This is a genomic window from Jeotgalicoccus marinus DSM 19772, assembly GCF_000425825.1.
In the GTDB taxonomy this organism is placed as follows: domain Bacteria; phylum Bacillota; class Bacilli; order Staphylococcales; family Salinicoccaceae; genus Jeotgalicoccus; species Jeotgalicoccus marinus.
This window is the reverse complement of sequence record NZ_AUEE01000007.1, coordinates 94065-112695: the sequence shown is the minus strand read 5'-3', so window position 1 is coordinate 112695 and position 18631 is coordinate 94065. Positions and strand designations below refer to the sequence as shown.

Here is an 18631-nt window from a genome sequence, read left to right as displayed (position 1 = left end):
CATCAAAGAAGATAGTAACATCTTTGATGGGTTCTTAACTTTTTAAAAGTACATCTAATTATTAATTATCGTTGTCGTTGTGACTGCCGTTGTTGCTGCAATTAGAATTGCCGCTTCAATATCTTCGATAGACTTGGAAACGAGTTTCCCATATTCATTATTCTCAACAATATCATCTAAACGTTTATTTGCTTCTTTTTTATTTTCCTTACCGAAGACTTCATTGACTAGATCACATGCTTTAATTAGAGACAATAACATTGCTATTTTAGGGTCTGGACTCATATCCTTAAATACTACATCATTGACATGATTTCTAATTTGATTCTCTGGCTTTTCATTGATTGTTGGATAGACATTAGAGGTAAATATAAATAATGAAGTTTTCTCTTCTTCTTTAAGAATTCCCTTGTCAACTAGAGATAAGTAAATAGGCGTTTTTAGCGCATCTTTATTATTCGCAAAATGACTAATCCAATGATCCATCTTTTTCTTTCTTTTAGAATCGTTGATCTCTTTAATAACTGTATCAAAATAAGATACATCTGTGAGAGAATCATCTATTACTGTTACCTTATCATCGACTAATTCTATTTTTTCTTCTAAAGCGAGTTCTGCAAGTACCGCCCCACTTAAGCCGTAATCTATGGAAGATGATATATTTGCTGTACCTTTTTCATCATCTGTACCTAAAAGAATGAGAGCTTCTGCTATAGTGAACATATCTACACCTCCAGAGTATTATTATTATTTATCATTACCATTCTTGGTGTTTAAGTAAACAATTTTAAAGTTGTTTCACATAACATACACACTTATATTGTCGTTCAATCTCGGAAAACTGCTCAATATTTTCTCCTGTATAATGCGCGAACATATACATTGGTATTAATGTATCATCTTCTGGTTTCACATTATGTGCCATATCATCATAGCTTAAGTACAAGTGATAATATTCACTTTCTTTAATATAATCATTTCTTTCAAACCATAGATGTGAATTGCCTTCTTCTCTCGTCCATGCCTCTAAGTAGTTTAAGCCAATTTTTGCAGCTTCTACGTCTGCTTGTTCCATTAAAGCTAGACCAATGCCCTGGTTTTGATAATCAGGATGTACTGCAAGATGCCAAATCATTCCACCTATGCCCTCATCGAGTGAACATATTTTTTCATCTTCAGAATCACATTCTATATCAATTAAACCCACAACTTGGTTATCCTTAATTGCGACCAATTCAATCGCCTTATTTTCATATTGTTCTTTAGATGGGTGAACATCGTCAAAGTAAGGGGTATCTAAAAAAGATAATACTCTACATCTGACCCATCCTTGTTCATCAGTCGGTTGAAATGCTCTTATTTCCATTAATTTCTTCCCCTCAATTTCAAATTTTTATTCTTATATTTTAACACACAAAAAAATAAGTCCCAGTATTACTGAGACTTACACCAAAAATGATTTTATATCATTCAATTTTGCTTTAGCATCCTTATAACCGAGCTTATAGAGCTGTTCAAGTTTTGCTTTATTACGCGTCGTACGACCGACACCTGTATCTACGCTCGGTGCAATGACTAAAACATTGCCTTTTTTCTCTTCATCAAAAATATATGCTAAACGTTCATTATAATGTTTATATCGTACTCTAATACGCTCATCAATCTTTGGGTACTTTTTATATGATATTACACTCGCTGCTCGACTCGGTTTTTTATAGTAACCTCTAGGTTTCGTCAAAACAACAATATTCTTCTCATTACCATCACTCTCTGATTTAACGAGTGGAATTGGATCTGAAATTCCGCCGTCGAACATCATTTTACCCCCGACATCTACTGGCTGTGCGAAAAATGGAATTGAACTGGAGGCTCTTAAACAACTCCCTAGAGTATCCACATCATAATCGTCTTTGTTAAAATATACAGGTTCACCTGTCTGACAATCCGTCGTTACAATAACGAATTCTTCAGGACCATCGATGATTCTTCTTATATCTAATGGATCAATATTGTTGGGAATTTCATCAAATATGAAATCCATGCCAAATAACTCACCTTTTAAAAACAAGTTCTTATACGATAAATAACGTTTATCGTTTACGAAATCAATGTTAACGCGCTTATTACGTCCACTTTGATCTGACAGATAAGAAGCAGCCATACACGCACCTGCAGATACACCGATGACATACTGGAAATTAATCTTGTCTTCTAAAAAACATTCGAGTACCCCAGCAGAATATATGCCTCGCATTGCTCCGCCTTCTAAAACTAAACCTGCTTTTGACATAACCTATTGCTCCTTGTCTTTATATCTATTTAATTACAAGGTATCATAAAATTTATTTCTTGGTCACCTATTCAGATTCATCTTCAACATATTCTAAAATATCTGCAGGTTGGCACTCCAAAGCTTTACATATCGCATCTAAGGTGGAAAAACGAATGGCTTTTACTTTTCCTGTTTTTAAGTTTGATAAGTTAACATTTGAAATTCCAACTTTTTCTGCCAGTTCACCTAAAGCCATCTTACGATCTGCAAGCATTCTATCTAATCTCACTACTATCATCTTTCACCCTCCTAGACCGTTGCATCATATTCATCTTGGAGAAAGGCGCCATATTGCATCGTTTTGGCAATAATCCAAATTAGAATACCTGCAAAAATTGTTATGAAGTTAAAGCTCACAGTACTATCAATATTTAGAAACTCTGCAACTTCAACTGGTAGTGAAGACATAGCTAAAGCGTTCGACACTAAAGTGGATGAAAAATAAGTTAATAGTGTTTCCATTAGTGATAATAATACGAAACTATAACCGATATACTCAATGTACTTGCTGTTTTTGGGAACAAGGATATCCCCTTTACGTAAATTATTCAACCATCTATTTAAGAAATAGATAATTAGAAACATCGGTACGATACTGAGTGTTGAAACAAATGCAGTAATAACAAGTAAAGTTTTGTCTAGAGTCACGGATGATAGTAAATCATCTGTAATGGCGAGTGAAAACCCTTCTCCTTCAAATGTAAAATTTGCGGGTATACTGCTCAAAATATTCATTAATGAATCGACGGGTACCATAATAAGTACGAAACTTGCGACTAAGGTTGCCAATGTTGCGATACCTACAAGTATTAATGCGATTAGCGAGATGACATACACAACAGAAACTAGTGCTTTAAAGCGCTTGTGTGAAACGATTTGATTAGTCATAATATACCTCCTGTTTTTTTGGTAACTTAAATATACAACAAAATTTAACTTAAATCAATATATTTTTAATGTTTATCATTAAATAATTAATTTTATTCGTGTTATATAATTAATTTATTGCTATGCTAAGCGTTTATTGAGAAAATAAAAGTAACATAAGTATACGCTTACAAAGGAGCTTTCATGAATAAAGAAAATATTAACCGTCTCATTTATATGTACATATTAGTATTTGTAGTTATCGTCATTGTTCAAATTATGTTTTTAGATGGTATAAACTGGGCAAGTACCATTGTCATGCCAGCCCTTGTTGCTTTACTCTCACTTGGCTTTCGTTCAAATGTGAAAAAAGATGAAGAAATTGCGCGTAAAGACGAGGCAAACTACAGAAATAAGAAAAACAAAAGGAACGAATCTTAGTATTTTTACTAAGATCCGTTCCTTTTACTATATTTTACAAATTAATTGAGGTCACTTTTGTTTCAGTGTAAGGTTCTAAACCTTCAATTGCACCTTCTCTACCGACGCCACTTTCTTTTAGGCCACCAAATGGAATATTTGCAGCACTAGGTGCACCGTTATTCCAACCGAGCACCCCGAAATCTAAGACATCTGTTAAATACACACCCGTCGCATAGTTTTCAGTGAAGTAATATGCAGCTAAACCAAATTCTGTACCATTTGCCTTGGCCACTGCCTCATCTAAGTTACTGTAGCTTTGGATCGGGGCAAGTGGTCCAAAAGTTTCCTCTTTCATACACAACATGTCATCGCTGACATTAGAAAGGACTGTGGGTTCTATGAAGTAACCTGCTTCTTTATTACCTTGTCCACCAGTTTCAACTTTCGCACCTTTACTGATCGCATCTTCTAATTGATTCATGACCTTATCATAGCCATCTTCATCAATTAAAGGCCCAATTTTTACTCCGTCTTCCATACCATTACCCATTTTTAACTCTTTAACTTTTGCTGTAAGTTTTTCTGTGTATTCTTCTAGAACATCTTCGTGAACATACAGTCTATTTGCACAGACACAAGTCTGTCCCGAGTTCCTGAATTTGGAGGCAATCGTACCTTCTACAGCTTTGTCAATATCTGCATCCTTATGAACAATTAATGGTGCATGTCCTCCTAGCTCCATCGTTACATTTTTAACAGTTACAGATGCGTCACTCATTAGTTTTTTACCTACTGCTGTTGAGCCTGTAAATGTGAGTTTCATAATCTTATCAGATTTTGTAAATATCTCACCAGCATCTTTACCAGAGGCATTGACGTACTGTATTACACCTTTGTCAAAACCTGCTTCTAATGCTAAATCAATAAATTTCATTGCGGATAATGGTGTCGCACTAGCCGGTTTTACAATAAAGGTATTTCCCGCTGCTACTGCTGGAGCCGCTTTTCTGGCCATCATTGCAACTGGGAAGTTCCATGGTGTGATTGCCGCAACGACACCAATCGGATGGCGCGTAACAACGATACGGTTGTTTTCTTTTGAAGAAGGTACTGTACGTCCATATATACGTTTAGCTTCTTCTGCGTAATATCTAATATAACTGTTTGCATAGTCGACTTCACCCAGCGCTTCAGTTAGCGGTTTTCCGCCTTCTTTCGTTACAAGTTCTGCAATTTCTTCTTTATTTTTATCAATTTTGTCAGCCCATTTAAAAAGTAAATCGGCTCTTTCATAGGCAGTGAGTTTCTTAAATGATTTAAAAGTCTCATCTGCTAAGTCTATTTTCTTTTCTATATCATCTTGACTATCTTTCTGCACTTTCCCAATTTCTTCTCTTGTTGCGGGATTAATTACAATAATTTCTTCTGACATTGTTTTTCCCTCCAAAAATAAAATCGTCCTATAAATAATTATAGGACGATTATTTTCAATTTACAAAATTTAAGATCACAGGCTCTGTTCTAAAATTGCATCTGCAATTTCATCTAAGTCTTTAACCGTGTATTGGAATCTGCCATGGAAAACATATTTCAAGAAGAATGCTTCTAGGTCTTCTTGGCCGACAATTACACGGATTGATGGATCTTCTGAGTAGTTTGTAATTGAATAGTTACCATTATCTTTAGGATTAAAATATATAATCGGTACGATATCGTATTGTAATTTCAACTTGTTTTTAAGCTTCTCTGCAGTAATCTTCGTCTCATCGATGACACCATTATAATGATTAACAGATACGTTTTTCTGATCTGCCTTTTCGAAGATTAATGTTTGTTCTCGTTTCTTATCTAGATCGAGTAAGTCGAAGAATGATTCTACATAAGGCACTGTTTCAAATTGTGCTTCATTCACACCATGTAAAATGTGTCCACTCCAATACTTAGAATCAATCAAGTAGATACCTGTACGTGTTAAAACTAAATGGTCGATTTTACGTGTATTCGTATAATTTCGTGAAGGTAGGAATACATTAGATAAGATAATCATATCGGATTCGCGGATTTTCTCATCTTTGACCAACTTATCTTTTAACTGAATCAAAGCTAAGTCTGTTAAATATTCACCTTTGTCTACTGAGAACTGATGTAAACTTGATAATTTGTTATCGAGTAAAGTCGTATCATTATAATACTTCTCATTTAAATTCGATAATTCTTTTTTGTGCTCAAGTCTTTCTGCTTCATGTTCACTTTCGTACTTCTGTACTAAAGATTCTTTTTCCTTAGCGTGATTGTTTTCAACAACTTTCACTTGATTGCGATGTTTAAAGTAATAAACTAAAAACCAGATTACTACTATAAGAAGAACGACAGCAATCGCAATAAAAATGGGATTAGTAAAGATTTCCGTGTTCATAACATTCCTACTTTCCAACAGTGCTCACCTAGCGATTTCTTAATAATTCTTTAAGCGCATCGACCTTATCTAATCTTTCCCAAGGTAAGTCAATGTCCGAACGCCCAAAATGGCCATAGCTTGCAGTCTGTTTATAAATTGGCTTTCTTAAGTTTAACATATCTATTATTCCATCTGGTGACAAATCAAACAGCGCTCTAATGACTTCAACAATTTTATTTTCATCATATTGTCCCGTTTTAAATGTATCAACAGAGATAGATACTGGTTGAGATACACCAATTGCATATGCTAATTGGATTTCACACTTATCAGCAATACCACTCGCTACAATATTTTTAGCAATATAACGGGCTGCGTAAGCTGCTGAACGGTCCACTTTTGTTGGATCCTTTCCAGAGAATGCACCACCACCATGACGTGCATATCCGCCGTAAGTATCCACTATAATTTTACGACCCGTTAAGCCAGCATCCCCTTGTGGGCCACCGATTACAAAACGACCTGTTGGATTGATGAAGTATTTAGTTTCATCATCTAAAAGATGTTCAGGTACAACTGCTTTAATCACATGCTCTAATAAATCATCATATATTTCAGAAGCAGGTATGTTCTCATGATGTTGGGTTGAGATAACAATCGTATCTACACGGAGCGGCTGACCCGCTTCATCATATTCAACTGTCACTTGGGACTTACCGTCTGGTCTTAAGTAAGAAATCGTCTTATCTTTTCTTACTTCTGTTAGACGTCTTGAAATTTTGTGAGCAAGTGCAATTGGTAAAGGCATAAACTCTTTCGTTTCGTTCGTTGCAAATCCGAACATTAGACCTTGGTCACCTGCACCAGTTGAAACCCCTTGTGATTCTCTCGTTTCAAAAGCATTGTTAACACCAACCGCGATATCTTCTGACTGTTCATCAATACCAGTTAATACTGACATCGTCTTATAATCAAAACCATACTTAGCATCCACGTAGCCTATTTCCTTAACAGTTTCACGAACTGTCTTAGGAATATCTACATAAGTCTCAGTACTGATTTCCCCTACAATTAAAGCAAGTCCTGTATTAACTACAGTTTCACATGCCACTCTCGCATATGGGTCACCTTCTAAAATCGCATCCAAAATCGCATCAGAAATCTGATCTGCAATTTTGTCTGGGTGTCCCTCTGTGACTGACTCTGATGTAAATAACTTTCTTTCTGACATTAAAATTCTCCTTTATAGCTAAATTAGCTATCTCCTAAAGCAAAAAATAAAGCCTTATTCTCCACATAAACATAGAGAAAAAGGCTCGCCCTTTTCCCTTATCGCTCAGAATTACTCTGCATTCTTTAGCACCTTTCTTGAAAAGGAGGTTGCTCTGGCTTCACAGGGTTTGATCCCTCCACCACCTCTTGATAAGAGATAACTTAGCTATATATTACAATATTGATATGTGATAATCAAGATTTAGACCAAATCAAACTAATATAATAAGTTAAATTTATTTCTTAAATTAGAAATGTGCATCATTACTTATAGATGTACTCTTATTATAGTGTTATCGTAAAAAGTAATGTGTTATACTAATTTCTAAATAATGCGTTTTAATTCAAATATTTTTGGAGGCGAATCATGGTTAATCACAAGAGTTTAATCGAGGACTTAGTCGCTAAATCCTCAACACACAAACAACTATCAAACAGTGAACTAGTAGAGGCTTCTTTACGACGTGGTGAAGCTACATTAACAAACACTGGTGCCCTGCGTGCTCAAACTGGTGAATATACAGGCCGTAGCCCTAAAGATCGTTTTGTCGTAAAAGATAGCGTATCTGAAAATAAAGTCGATTGGGGAGAAGTTAACCAACCGATTTCTGAAGAAATATTCGACAATTTGTTTGAAAAAGTGACTACATACTTAAATGAAAAAGAAGAGTTATTTGTTTTTAATGGCTATGCTGGTGCTGATCCTCAGACTCAACTAAAACTACAAGTTGTTAATGAATTTAGTTGGCACAACATGTTTGCTAAAACTATGTTTATTCGTCCTGAGACTAAGGAAGAAGCATTAGCAATCGACGCTGAATTTACAATTGTCTCTGCACCAACTTTTAAAGCAGATCCTGCTGTAGATGGTACAAAATCAGAAGTATTTGTACTCGTTTCCTTAGAGAAGAAAATTATTCTTATTGGTGGTACTGAGTACGGTGGAGAAATGAAGAAATCCATCTTCTCTATCATGAACTTCTTATTACCTGAACAAGGTGTAATGAGTATGCACTGTAGTGCAAATGTCGGTGAGAACAAGGACGTTGCACTATTCTTCGGTCTATCTGGTACAGGTAAGACGACGCTCTCTGCAGATCCTGAACGTGATTTAATCGGTGATGATGAGCACGGCTGGAATGAAGATGGTGTATTCAATATTGAAGGTGGTTGCTATGCTAAAACAATCAACCTATCAAAAGAAAAAGAGCCCGAAATTTTTGAAGCAATCAAATTTGGCTCTGTTTTAGAAAATGTTGTTATTGATGAAGAAGGTAATCCGGATTATGATGATGATGCATTAACTGAAAACACACGTGCCGCTTACCCACTTAACCATATCGATAACGCACGTATTCCATCAGTTGCAGGTCACCCGAAAACAATTGTCTTCCTAACTGCAGACGCATTTGGTGTATTACCACCTATCTCTAAGTTATCTAAAGACCAAGCAATGTATCACTTCTTGAGTGGATTTACATCGAAACTTGCAGGTACAGAACGTGGTGTCACGTCTCCACAACCAGTATTCTCAACAGGTTTCGGTTCACCGTTCCTACCATTACATGCAACAGTCTATGCAAATATGCTAGGTGACTTAATTGATAAGCATGATGTTAACGTCTACCTGGTTAACACAGGATGGACTGGCGGAGAGTACGGCGTTGGTAAACGTATGGATCTCAAACACACTCGTTCTATGGTTAGACGTGCAATCAGCGGTGAATTAGAACTTGGTGAATTTGTTAAAGATGATGTCTTCGGATTATCTATCCCTACTGCTGTCACAGGTGTTCCTGAAGAAATTTTAGCGCCTGCTAATACTTGGGAATCAAAAGATGCTTATAATGAAAAAGCAGAAGCACTTAAAGATCAATTCATTGAGAACTTCAAAAAATTCGGTGAAGAATCTGCAGAAATTGCAGCTAAAGGCGGATTTTAAACAATAATTAGATACAAAACGGACCCAACAATTATTCTTTGTTGGGTCCGTTTATTTTACTGACAACCATGTTCTCTTACTTCATTATATAGATGAAGAATACATTCATCTTTTAACAATTCGCTTTTATCTTCATCATCAATATCTTCTATTTGTGTGACTAACTTAGGTCCTAGTGTTTCCTGATAATCTTGTAGTCCATCCAAGCGTTCTATGTTACAACAGAATGCGGCTTTACTAAAGGTATCTTCACCGTCATTTACTGTGTATGTTCCAACGAAATGTAAGTTTACTACCAAACCACCTGTTTCTTCATACAGCTCTCTTTGAGCTGCTTCAACAAGTGATTCTCCTTGTTCAACTTTACCACCGGGAAATTCTAATCCTCTTTCTTTATGATGCGTCAACAGAAACTGATTATTAAGTTTAGGAATAATTAGCACATGATCTGTCTGATCGACATACTCATATTTTAAGGTAACATCGCGTCCTTTAAAGTCTTTAAATGTTTTCATTTAAACTCCTCCCCTTGCAGTCTACGTATTATCGGCCTACAATAACTGTACTACTATTAAAAGGTGATTGACTAATGAAAAAAATTCTAATCAGAGCAGTTCATTTCTATCAAAAAAATATTTCCCCCATGTCACCGCCAACTTGTCGTTTTTACCCGACTTGTTCAAATTATGCAATCGATGCTATAAATGAACATGGCGCAATCAAAGGGTCGTACTTAGCAACAAGGCGTATTCTTAAATGTCATCCCTTCCATGAAGGTGGGTTCGATCCGGTACCAGTAAATACAAAGAAGAAAAAATCTAAATCTTAGTATCATCTTTCAATACCTTTTCATCTAGGTCTAGAAACATATTTCTATTAATTGTTCTAGATATCTTTCCAGTTGATGTTAATTTAATCTCATCAACATAGTGTATTTCTCTTGGAATTTTATACTTCGCTAAATGCTCATAAAGATGATTTAATAGACGGGGCTTATCTACAGGTTCTTCTAAAAGTAAAACGGGAACCTGCCCCCACTCGTCATCATCTTTTTTAATAACCACACAGCGATTCACTTCATCAAGCATATAGACAACATCTTCTATTTCTTTCGGATAAATGTTCTCGCCACCACTAATAATTAAATCATTACGACGATCAAGAATATAAATGTATCCGTCATCGTCAATACTCGCGACGTCTCCTGTATTGAAATATCCATCTGTATGATTCATATCTGCATTTAAGTATTCTTTAACGACAGAGTCTCCTTTAATTAGGAGTTCATGGGTTGATTCATCTAGCTTGATTTTAGTCGCAGTAGTATGAATATTCCCCACTGTACCATTTAGAATGTTTTTGTCATTGGAGGATATTTGAACAATCTGAGAGCAAGTTTCAGTCATACCAAATGAATTATAGACAGGTAATCCTTGGTCGATTGCTGTTTTTAACAATTTAGGTGTTGTACTCGCCCCACCTAACAGTATGCCTTCAAGGCAGTGTTTACCTTTAAATTTTAATAAGCGTTTTAGCATCACAGGAACCATTGAAGTATGGCTAACTTTTTCATTTTCTAAGATTGACCACACAGATTCAGGGTCAAATTTATTAACTAAAATTAAAGTACTTTGACTCATTACAGTTCTAAACATAACTGACAATCCTGAAATATGAAAAATTGGATTGACCATCATCCATACACTGTCTTCATTATAATTCATTTCATTCTGGCAATTATTATGTGATGCCTGGTGATTTCCATAGGTTTGTGGGACCGCTTTTGAACGCCCTGTGGTACCTGAAGTAAACATAATGGATAATATATCATCCGCATCTGGTTGATTCACCATTGCAGTTGCTGATGGCAAGTCATACAGCTCATCAAAATGAATTATTTTAGTATCGGGTATCTCAGCTTGAATTGTCGTAATGACTGTATCAACAACGACATCATCAAGCTGTGATCTAATTTCATGACCAGTTAAACGTGTATTTAATAATACCATTTCTACACCATGTAACATTAGACCATGTATTAGAATCACTGAGTCCAAAGAGTTATCGATTAAAAGCCCGACTCTTTTTTGATTTAAAGTTTCTAGGTGAGTCGACAACTCATGTGATTTCATATATAACTGTCTGTAGTTTAAAGTCTTATCTTTATATTTAACCGCTAGCTTGTCTGGATTTTCCAACATAGCAGATTCTAGCCATTTATATGACATTTAAATCACCTCAAAAACACCCATCAGAGACGGGTGTTAGATTTTACTATAAACTTTATGGGAATTTAGGGAATTGATCGAAGTCAGGATTTCGTTTTTCTTTGAACGCATCGCGGCCTTCTTTCGCTTCATCTGTTGTGTAGTAAAGTAATGTTGCATCTCCAGCGAACTGCTGTAAACCTGCGAGTCCATCTGTGTCTGCATTCATTGCTGCTTTTAAGAAACGTAAGGCAGTTGGTGAATGTTTCATAATATCTTCACACCACTCCACTGTTTCATCTTCTAATCGTTCTAGCGGTACAACCGTATTGACTAAGCCCATATCGAGTGCTTCTTGTGCATCGTATTGACGGCATAGGTACCAGATTTCACGTGCTTTCTTATGACCGACGATTCTTGCTAAGTAGCCGGAACCATAACCAGCATCAAATGATCCTACTTTAGGTCCTGTCTGACCAAATCTTGCATTATCCGCAGCAATTGTTAAGTCACAGACCACTTGAAGTACGTTACCGCCACCAATTGACCAACCTGCAACCATGGCAATGACTGGTTTAGGAATGATACGGATAAGTCTTTGTAGGTCAAGTACATTTAGACGGGGCACTTCGTCTGTCCCAACGTAGCCACCGTGACCACGTTTCTTCTGGTCTCCACCTGAACAGAAGGCTTTGTCCCCTTCACCAGTTAAAACGATCACAGAAATTCTTTGATCGTCTCTTGCACGTGTAAAGGCATCAATCATTTGTTGCACTGTATCCGGTGTAAACGCGTTATGTACTTCCGGACGGTTTATCGTAACCTTACCAATACCGTTATAATATTCATATTTAATCTCAGTATATTCTTTAATTGTTTCCCAAACTCTAGTCATGAATTTTCCTCCTGTAAATAAGCTTTCAGTATTTTAATGAAGACATCAAATGATTCTAGATGTATATTATGTCCACAAGATTCTACTATTTCTAGTTTAGCACTTTTTATAAGCTGTGACATCGTTTTACCTATAGAGACGAACTTCTCATCCTCTTGCCCTACCATTAATAAGACCGGTTGATAGATGCTTTTTATATCATCCCAGTAGGAGTCTTGGACTCCGGTACCATACTTGAGTAGGCTATCTGCTGCTTCCGATGGATTTAGGCTTTGTCGTTCACTTTGCTGTTGATTTAAAATGTCTGGATCTATATGTTGTTGACTATTAAACAGAGGCAGTGCTTGCCAGTCCTTTAAAAACATCTGATAGTTCTCAATCATCTTATCATGTCGGTCTTTATCAATCTGTTGTCTATTCACTCTATTTGCCTCATCCTTTATACCTGCTGAGGCACTTTCTAAAATCAGGAGTTCAACACTATCAGGCTGTAAAACTGTAAAGGCAAGCGCCACTCTACCACCCATCGAATAACCAAATATGTCGACCCGATTAAGATTTAATTCGTTAATAATGTCATCCAGTCCACTTGCGATATCCTTCATAGTATAGGAAATGCCCACACTCTTTGTACCTGCGAAACCTGGTAAATCTACTAAAATAACATTTCTAATATCACTTAAGGATTCAGCAATCTTTTTCATACTATTACTTGTCGATAAAAACCCATGTAATAAAATAATCGTTTGACTCTGATTATGATCTAAATACTCATAATTAAGCTTCAAAATCTGTCACCAACTGCTTTATTTCAGCTTTAAGACGATTGTGACTATCTAGGTTATATTGACGATCTGTCATGATTTCTATCAACTGACGACCGTCCCTGTTTAGCATGTCACTAGACAGTGCTTCAATAGAATTTATTCGATTATATTCGTAATCATATAATTTAGCAGCATGTTCAAAATTTAAATCTAATGGTGTTCCAAATAATCTCTCAAAGTGTGGCTTATGACTATACTGCGGTAAATACGAGAATATATTACCACCATTGTTATTAAAAACAATAATTGTAAAATCAATATTTTCTAATTTAGCCATCAATAAACTATTCAAGTCATGGTTCATAGATACATCACCAATGAGCATAGTCACTTTTTCTTTTGTAGCCAAACCTAAGGCAGTTGAAATCACACCATCGATACCATTCGCACCTCGGTTAGAAAAAACATCATGCTTAACAGGCGTGTCATAGCGCTCAAAATCTCGAATCGGCATACTGCTAGATAAGAAGAATGTTCTTTCTTCATTCGTGCCTTGAATTATATCATAGACATATCGACCTTCATCATCGTATTGATTGATGTGCTTATCTACACACTGACTAATTTCATTAGATAAGGCTTCAAACTGCTTGCTTAAATCAGCTTGATTTGTTGGCTCTACTAACCTTGGTAAAATTTCACAAACCGTTCCATAATAAGTGACATCTGGTGTCTTAGGAAACGGTTTAATATCTTGAAATTCACTGATGAGGAATTGTGGGAGTGATGTCCATTTTAAAAAATTATTTGTTAATTTAGATGTTACCGGTTCACCAATTCTAATAATAAAATCCGCTGATTCATCAATGTATGCCTTAAAGGACTCCGTTAAATGTGAAAAGATCATATCGTGGTTGACTATTGTCTTATCAAGTTTTGTTCTTATATTTTGTCTAGGATCACAGATTACAGTTAAATTTTTTGAATTTAGTAGCGGTAATAATTCAGTCAAATCCTCTGCAGTTTCTCCTATCAACACAAGTCCTTGACCATTTAATCGTTCAATATTCCTAGGAACGGTTAACGGTGCACTTATATCCTTTTGTTTTCTATGAAAATGCACCAACTGCTCGACGTCAGGCATAATAGGTTCTCTAATTGGAATATTAAAGTGTACTGGTCCCATGTTTACACCAGTAAAGTACTGACTCGCTTGTAGCACCTTGTCTTCAATCAAACTAAGCGCAGAATCATGATCATCTGCAACTGGTAATTCAGTTTGGTAGCGAACAAAATTACTAAACATACCATTTTGATTAATCGCTTGAGGCGCCCCTACATTTTTAAGTTCAGCTGGACGATCTGAAGTAATCACAATCAATGGTATGTGGCTGAGTCCCGCTTCACTGACTGCTGGTGTATAGTTCGCAGCTGCCGTACCTGATGTACATAAGATGCCAACAGGTTGTCTTTTTTTCTTAGATAAGCCAATGGCAAAATATGCGGCACCACGCTCGTCAGGGTGAATGTAAGTTTTAATATGTTCATGTAATTCACAAGCAATAGCCAGGGGCGTTGATCTCGACCCAGGGCTAATTACAATTTCAGACATGCCATATTCATATAAGGCATCAATATAATTAAACGTTTGCGCTGTTAGTGCGTTTGTATAAGTCATTAGTAGTCGCCTCCAGGACGTTTAACATCGGTGTGAACTTGATTTCCGTTTCTTGAAATTCAGCTTCTGCATCAGAACCTTTAACGATTCCACATCCTGCAAACAAGGTTGCACTACTCGCTGAAATCAACATAGATCTTAAGCCTACGGCAAATTCACATTCCTTATCTTGATGAATGAGGCCAAGTGGGGCTGCGTATAAACCTCTTGTACCGTATTCATTTTCCTTGATATATTCTCTTGCTTTCTCTTTTGGTAGTCCACCGACTGCTGGTGTTGGATGAATTTGTTTTAATATTTTAAATTCATCAGCTTCACTATTCAACATCGCCTGAATCGGTGTATACAAATGATAAATATATTTATTTTCTAATAGCTGTGGTTTCTTAGTATAGTTTAAACCATCAGAAAATGGTGCAATATCATTGATGATAGACTCTCTAACAACTTTGTGTTCAAAAAGATTTTTCTCATCTTGTAATAAGAAGTCCTTGTGTTCATCGTTTTCGTCAGGATCAACGAGTCTTTCTATAGAACCAGCAATCGCATTTGTACTTAATTCTTCACCATAAATTGAAAACAATTTTTCAGGTGTCTTAGATACAAAGGTCGACTTCCCTTTTTCATAATATATCGTGTACGTATCTGCCTCGTCTTTTAAACGCCTTATTAAATACAAGCGTTTTGCTTTAGACTCAAATCTGATTAATTTTTGCCTAGCAAGCACGACTTTTTTAAAGTCACCATCCAGTTTTTCAATTGCCTCATCAACTAATTCCTTCCACTCTTTAGGGAAGATGTCTCTCATACTTTTAACTACTGGCTTATCCTTATCCACTAACTCAATCGCTTCTATAGAAGATAAGACTTCATCTATTTCTTCAATTAACTCATTTAAATTAGCCGTAGATTTTAAGCGTGTTAAAAATAATTCTTGATTTTTTAAATCAAATTGCCATTCTGGTAAATGGAATTCGACCATTCTAAACTCATTCCACTCATCCGTAGTATCCTTATCATCAAACAGTGTGCCACCAAACAAGTTCAATTTTGATTTTAAGTAATCTGCAAGTGGTTCCATTTGAATATTTGAAAATAATTTTTGTTTACTTTCCTGTAGAGCAATTGGATTAAATCGATCTCTCCAGATACTATCTATATAATTAATGCCAATCGTATTATATGTATTATCTTTTGACCTAAACCAATAGCGTGAGCCCTTGGATTCCTTGAAATAAGTAAAAATTTGCTCTTCGTCGATTTGATATTCATTTATAGGGAGATGCAAAGTTAAATACTGACGATCAGAATCCAAAGTGATCTGCTCTATAAAAGTTTTAGACGATTCTAATTTCATGAGTCACACTACCTTCAATATAATTAGTTTCATTTTATCATTTTTTAACGACTGTGTGTATGGACAAGACTTAAATATGATAAAATTAAGCACATCATGTTTTAAAGGAGAAAGTCATGCAAGAAGCTACTGTTCATACAGGAATTAAAAAATATTTAATGCTAACGCGACCTCATACATTAACAGCAAGTTTTGTTCCGGTCTTTATTGGTACGGCGAGTGTCATGTTGTTCAGTGATATTCGCTGGACCATGTTCTTTCTCATGTTAATTGCAACTTTGTTAATTCAGTCTGCAACGAATATGTTCAACGAGTACTACGACTTTAAACGTGGTCTCGATTCCCATGAGTCTGTTGGTATTGCTGGTGCCATTGTCAGAAATGGCATGAGCCCGAAGCTTGTCTTGTCTATTGCGATTAGCTTTTATGTAATCGCTGGGATACTAGGCATAATCATCACGATTAATTCTTCCTTTTGGATTCTCTTAGTTGGTGCGATTTCTATGGCGATCGGTTACCTCTATACAGGCGGGCCTATTCCAATATCTTGGACGCCTTTCGGTGAAATATTTGCCGGATTTTTCATGGGAACAGTTATCATAATGATTACCTTTTATATCCATACTGGTACACTTCATGTCTTCCCACTACTGATGTCAATACCATCAGCAATCACTATCGGTCTTTTGAATATGGCGAATAATATTCGGGACCGTAAGAAAGATAAGGAGAGCGGACGAAAAACATATGTGATATTAGTCGGTAAACCATTTGCTGTAGCGACTGCAGCCGTGTTGTTACTATTTTCATACTTATTCTTAATTTATATGGCATTTTTCACAGATATGGGGTCAGTATTTCTACTCATTCCTCTTCTATCAATTCCCTTAGCCATAAAAACAATTATGCTGATGAAAAAAGGGAATACCCCTGTCGAATTGATTCCAGCAATGGCTTCAATGGGTAAATTAAACACAGTGATGGGGCTACTTATGACAATAGGCCTTATCATTTATGGCTTAACTGGAATATAATTTCAATTAGAAATTGTATTTAACAAAAAATTCTATATAATTGAAGTTGAGTAATCAAACTTAGGGGGATTTATAATGGACTTTAAAAAACCATTTATTATGGGAGGTATGGCGTTAACACTAGCACTTGCTGCATGTGGTAATGCTACTGAAGAAGATCAAGCGGACAACGAAGGCACAGAAGAAGCGAGCGAAGATTCACTTTCGTATTCAGGGGCAAATGGTGACTACACTTTCAACAACTTTACAGTCGTTGAAGTACCATCAACAGACGAAGAAGGTAATGAAACGTCTGTACCTGCAGTTGCCGTCGAATTTGATTTTGAAAATACAACCGATAATGCTGTAACACCTTCTGAATCATTCAGTTTAGACTTAGCTGTTAGGCAACTTAGTGATGCAGGTGAAGCACCGACAGATAACTTAACAATGGATTTAGAAGATGGCAGCGAGTTCGATGAAGGTAAGGCAGCAAGTTCAGAATTAGTGGATGCAGGGGAATCTTCGACTGCTGTTGTTGTATATGGACCACTCGATCCCGAGATGGACACTCACCTTCAGGCTAGAGAAAACCCGTTAGAGGAAACAGAAGAACTTGACGAAACGCTAGAACTTGACTTCTCTGCAGTAGATTCTGCTGAATCAGAAGAGTCTGGTGAAGATTCTGAAGAATAGTCTTCTACTTATAAGCCAAAAGGTCAATGTGATATCACATTGACCTTTTTTTATGACATTATTTGGTTTTGGTTAAAATGAATTTCGTTCCTTCAGCTTCATATGTGAGTTCTCCACCTTCCATATCTAGGCGAACTGACATTACTGTGTGGGGTTTATTATTAAAGTCTCGATAATTTATTCTAATGCGAGAATTGAGTGTTTGGTCAGGTTGCATATAAAATTTTATGATGACAACATCATTCTCATCTTCTTCTTTGATGTAATGATATTTAGTCGTAAAATCATAACCTTTTACATAGACCTTACTAATTTGAAATGGGTTATCACTCTTATTTTCTACGCGAAACATCATATATCTACCGCGGTCATCCGTTCGCCAACCCACTTCATCAATCATTAATTTCGGTTGTGTCGTCATCACTTCAGAACGTTTTCTTGCTGTATATGCACCTAAGGCCACAATTAGGGCAATAAACAAGCCGACGATAACAATTACATCTAACCATACTGATAAGGGATCCATTTATTCTCAACTTCTTTCTATAGTTCCTTTACATTATTTTACCATTAAATTTATGTTATCTAAATAAATATGATACATTGAAGATGATAACGAAGGAGAGATAAATATGATTCAGGTACTGATAGCAATTGGTATTGCCTTTTTTGCCTTCTTAATTCTTGCCATTGCCCTCTTTATATCTACCAACAACAAAAATTCTAAATAAACACTTGACCTTGACGTTACGTCAACTCTTATTATGAGAAATGTCAGGAGGGA

General features: G+C 36.1%; 20 protein-coding genes and 1 riboswitch. Of the genes, 5 read left to right on the top strand and 15 right to left on the bottom strand.

What is annotated here, in order from left to right; genetic code table 11:
• Window positions 1–54: 54 nt before the first annotated feature.
• The 5 genes from H624_RS0105400 to H624_RS0105380 form a co-directional block, all read right to left on the bottom strand.
• Window positions 55–723 (bottom strand): GOLPH3/VPS74 family protein, encoded by a 669-nt coding sequence (locus H624_RS0105400; RefSeq protein WP_026866668.1) that lies wholly within the window; start codon window positions 721–723, stop codon window positions 55–57.
• Window positions 724–787: 64 nt separating this feature from the next.
• Window positions 788–1366, bottom strand: coding sequence for a GNAT family N-acetyltransferase (locus H624_RS0105395; protein WP_026866667.1), 579 nt, complete (start codon window positions 1364–1366; stop codon window positions 788–790).
• Between the two features lie 78 nt (window positions 1367–1444).
• A complete protein-coding gene (locus H624_RS0105390) occupies window positions 1445–2290 on the bottom strand; it encodes a patatin-like phospholipase family protein (RefSeq protein WP_026866666.1) in 846 nt (281 codons plus the stop codon).
• A 67-nt stretch (window positions 2291–2357) separates the two neighbouring features.
• Window positions 2358–2570 (bottom strand): helix-turn-helix domain-containing protein, encoded by a 213-nt coding sequence (locus H624_RS0105385; RefSeq protein ID WP_026866665.1) that lies wholly within the window; start codon window positions 2568–2570, stop codon window positions 2358–2360.
• A gap of 11 nt (window positions 2571–2581) precedes the next feature.
• A complete protein-coding gene (locus H624_RS0105380; RefSeq protein WP_026866664.1) occupies window positions 2582–3220 on the bottom strand; it encodes a DUF2975 domain-containing protein in 639 nt (212 codons plus the stop codon).
• Between the two features lie 183 nt (window positions 3221–3403).
• Here H624_RS0105380 and H624_RS0105375 point away from each other — a divergent pair, with 183 nt between their 5' ends.
• On the top strand, window positions 3404–3640 hold the full coding sequence (locus H624_RS0105375) for a hypothetical protein (RefSeq protein WP_026866663.1): 237 nt from the start codon (window positions 3404–3406) through the stop codon (window positions 3638–3640).
• A gap of 34 nt (window positions 3641–3674) precedes the next feature.
• Here the strand turns inward: H624_RS0105375 and H624_RS0105370 are convergent, their stop codons facing one another.
• The 3 genes from H624_RS0105370 to metK form a co-directional block, all read right to left on the bottom strand.
• Window positions 3675–5054 (bottom strand): NAD-dependent succinate-semialdehyde dehydrogenase, encoded by a 1380-nt coding sequence (locus tag H624_RS0105370; protein WP_026866662.1) that lies wholly within the window; start codon window positions 5052–5054, stop codon window positions 3675–3677.
• Window positions 5055–5129: 75 nt separating this feature from the next.
• The gene (locus H624_RS0105365) at window positions 5130–6038 is read right to left on the bottom strand and encodes a nuclease-related domain-containing protein (RefSeq protein ID WP_026866661.1); all 909 of its coding nucleotides are present in this window, start codon (window positions 6036–6038) and stop codon (window positions 5130–5132) included.
• Between the two features lie 28 nt (window positions 6039–6066).
• Complete coding sequence (gene metK, locus H624_RS0105360) at window positions 6067–7251, bottom strand: methionine adenosyltransferase (protein WP_026866660.1); 1185 nt, start codon at window positions 7249–7251, stop codon at window positions 6067–6069.
• A 95-nt stretch (window positions 7252–7346) separates the two neighbouring features.
• Window positions 7347–7449: riboswitch (SAM riboswitch) on the bottom strand.
• Between the two features lie 210 nt (window positions 7450–7659).
• On the opposite strand from metK, the gene pckA reads away from it, so the two are divergent.
• Window positions 7660–9234 (top strand): phosphoenolpyruvate carboxykinase (ATP), encoded by a 1575-nt coding sequence (gene pckA / locus H624_RS0105355; RefSeq protein WP_026866659.1) that lies wholly within the window; start codon window positions 7660–7662, stop codon window positions 9232–9234.
• A gap of 56 nt (window positions 9235–9290) precedes the next feature.
• Here pckA and ytkD read toward each other — a convergent pair whose 3' ends face one another.
• Window positions 9291–9749: an RNA deprotection pyrophosphohydrolase gene (ytkD, locus tag H624_RS0105350; RefSeq protein ID WP_026866658.1), complete on the bottom strand. Its 459-nt coding sequence runs from the start codon at window positions 9747–9749 to the stop codon at window positions 9291–9293.
• 74 nt (window positions 9750–9823) lie between these two features.
• Between ytkD and yidD the strand changes: the two genes are divergently transcribed.
• Window positions 9824–10063, top strand: coding sequence for a membrane protein insertion efficiency factor YidD (yidD, locus tag H624_RS0105345; RefSeq protein ID WP_026866657.1), 240 nt, complete (start codon window positions 9824–9826; stop codon window positions 10061–10063).
• Here yidD and menE read toward each other — a convergent pair.
• Genes menE through H624_RS0105320 form a run of 5 tightly spaced genes read right to left on the bottom strand, consistent with a single transcriptional unit; the run spans window position 10053 to window position 16138 of the window.
• The gene (menE, locus tag H624_RS0105340) at window positions 10053–11462 is read right to left on the bottom strand and encodes an o-succinylbenzoate--CoA ligase (protein ID WP_026866656.1); all 1410 of its coding nucleotides are present in this window, start codon (window positions 11460–11462) and stop codon (window positions 10053–10055) included. The genes yidD and menE overlap by 11 nt on opposite strands.
• 55 nt (window positions 11463–11517) lie before the next feature.
• A complete protein-coding gene (gene menB, locus H624_RS0105335; protein ID WP_026866655.1) occupies window positions 11518–12336 on the bottom strand; it encodes a 1,4-dihydroxy-2-naphthoyl-CoA synthase in 819 nt (272 codons plus the stop codon).
• Window positions 12333–13124, bottom strand: coding sequence for a 2-succinyl-6-hydroxy-2,4-cyclohexadiene-1-carboxylate synthase (menH, locus tag H624_RS0105330; RefSeq protein WP_026866654.1), 792 nt, complete (start codon window positions 13122–13124; stop codon window positions 12333–12335). Before menH ends, menB begins: the two co-directional genes overlap by 4 nt.
• Window positions 13114–14781 carry a 2-succinyl-5-enolpyruvyl-6-hydroxy-3-cyclohexene-1-carboxylic-acid synthase gene (menD, locus tag H624_RS0105325; protein ID WP_026866653.1) on the bottom strand — a complete coding sequence of 556 codons (1668 nt, stop codon included), beginning with the start codon at window positions 14779–14781 and terminating at the stop codon, window positions 13114–13116. Before menD ends, menH begins: the two co-directional genes overlap by 11 nt.
• Window positions 14744–16138, bottom strand: coding sequence for an isochorismate synthase (locus H624_RS0105320; protein ID WP_026866652.1), 1395 nt, complete (start codon window positions 16136–16138; stop codon window positions 14744–14746). The genes menD and H624_RS0105320 overlap by 38 nt, the downstream gene beginning before the upstream one ends.
• Before the next feature lie 116 nt (window positions 16139–16254).
• On the opposite strand from H624_RS0105320, the gene H624_RS0105315 reads away from it, so the two are divergent.
• Both H624_RS0105315 and H624_RS0105310 read left to right on the top strand, forming a co-directional pair.
• The gene (locus H624_RS0105315) at window positions 16255–17172 is read left to right on the top strand and encodes a 1,4-dihydroxy-2-naphthoate polyprenyltransferase (protein ID WP_026866651.1); all 918 of its coding nucleotides are present in this window, start codon (window positions 16255–16257) and stop codon (window positions 17170–17172) included.
• 75 nt (window positions 17173–17247) lie between these two features.
• Window positions 17248–17847, top strand: a complete 600-nt coding sequence (locus H624_RS0105310; protein ID WP_026866650.1) for a hypothetical protein — start codon at window positions 17248–17250, stop codon at window positions 17845–17847.
• Window positions 17848–17905: 58 nt separating this feature from the next.
• Here the strand turns inward: H624_RS0105310 and H624_RS0105305 are convergent, their stop codons facing one another.
• Window positions 17906–18373, bottom strand: coding sequence for a hypothetical protein (locus H624_RS0105305; protein ID WP_026866649.1), 468 nt, complete (start codon window positions 18371–18373; stop codon window positions 17906–17908).
• Between the last annotated feature and the right edge of the window lie 258 nt (window positions 18374–18631).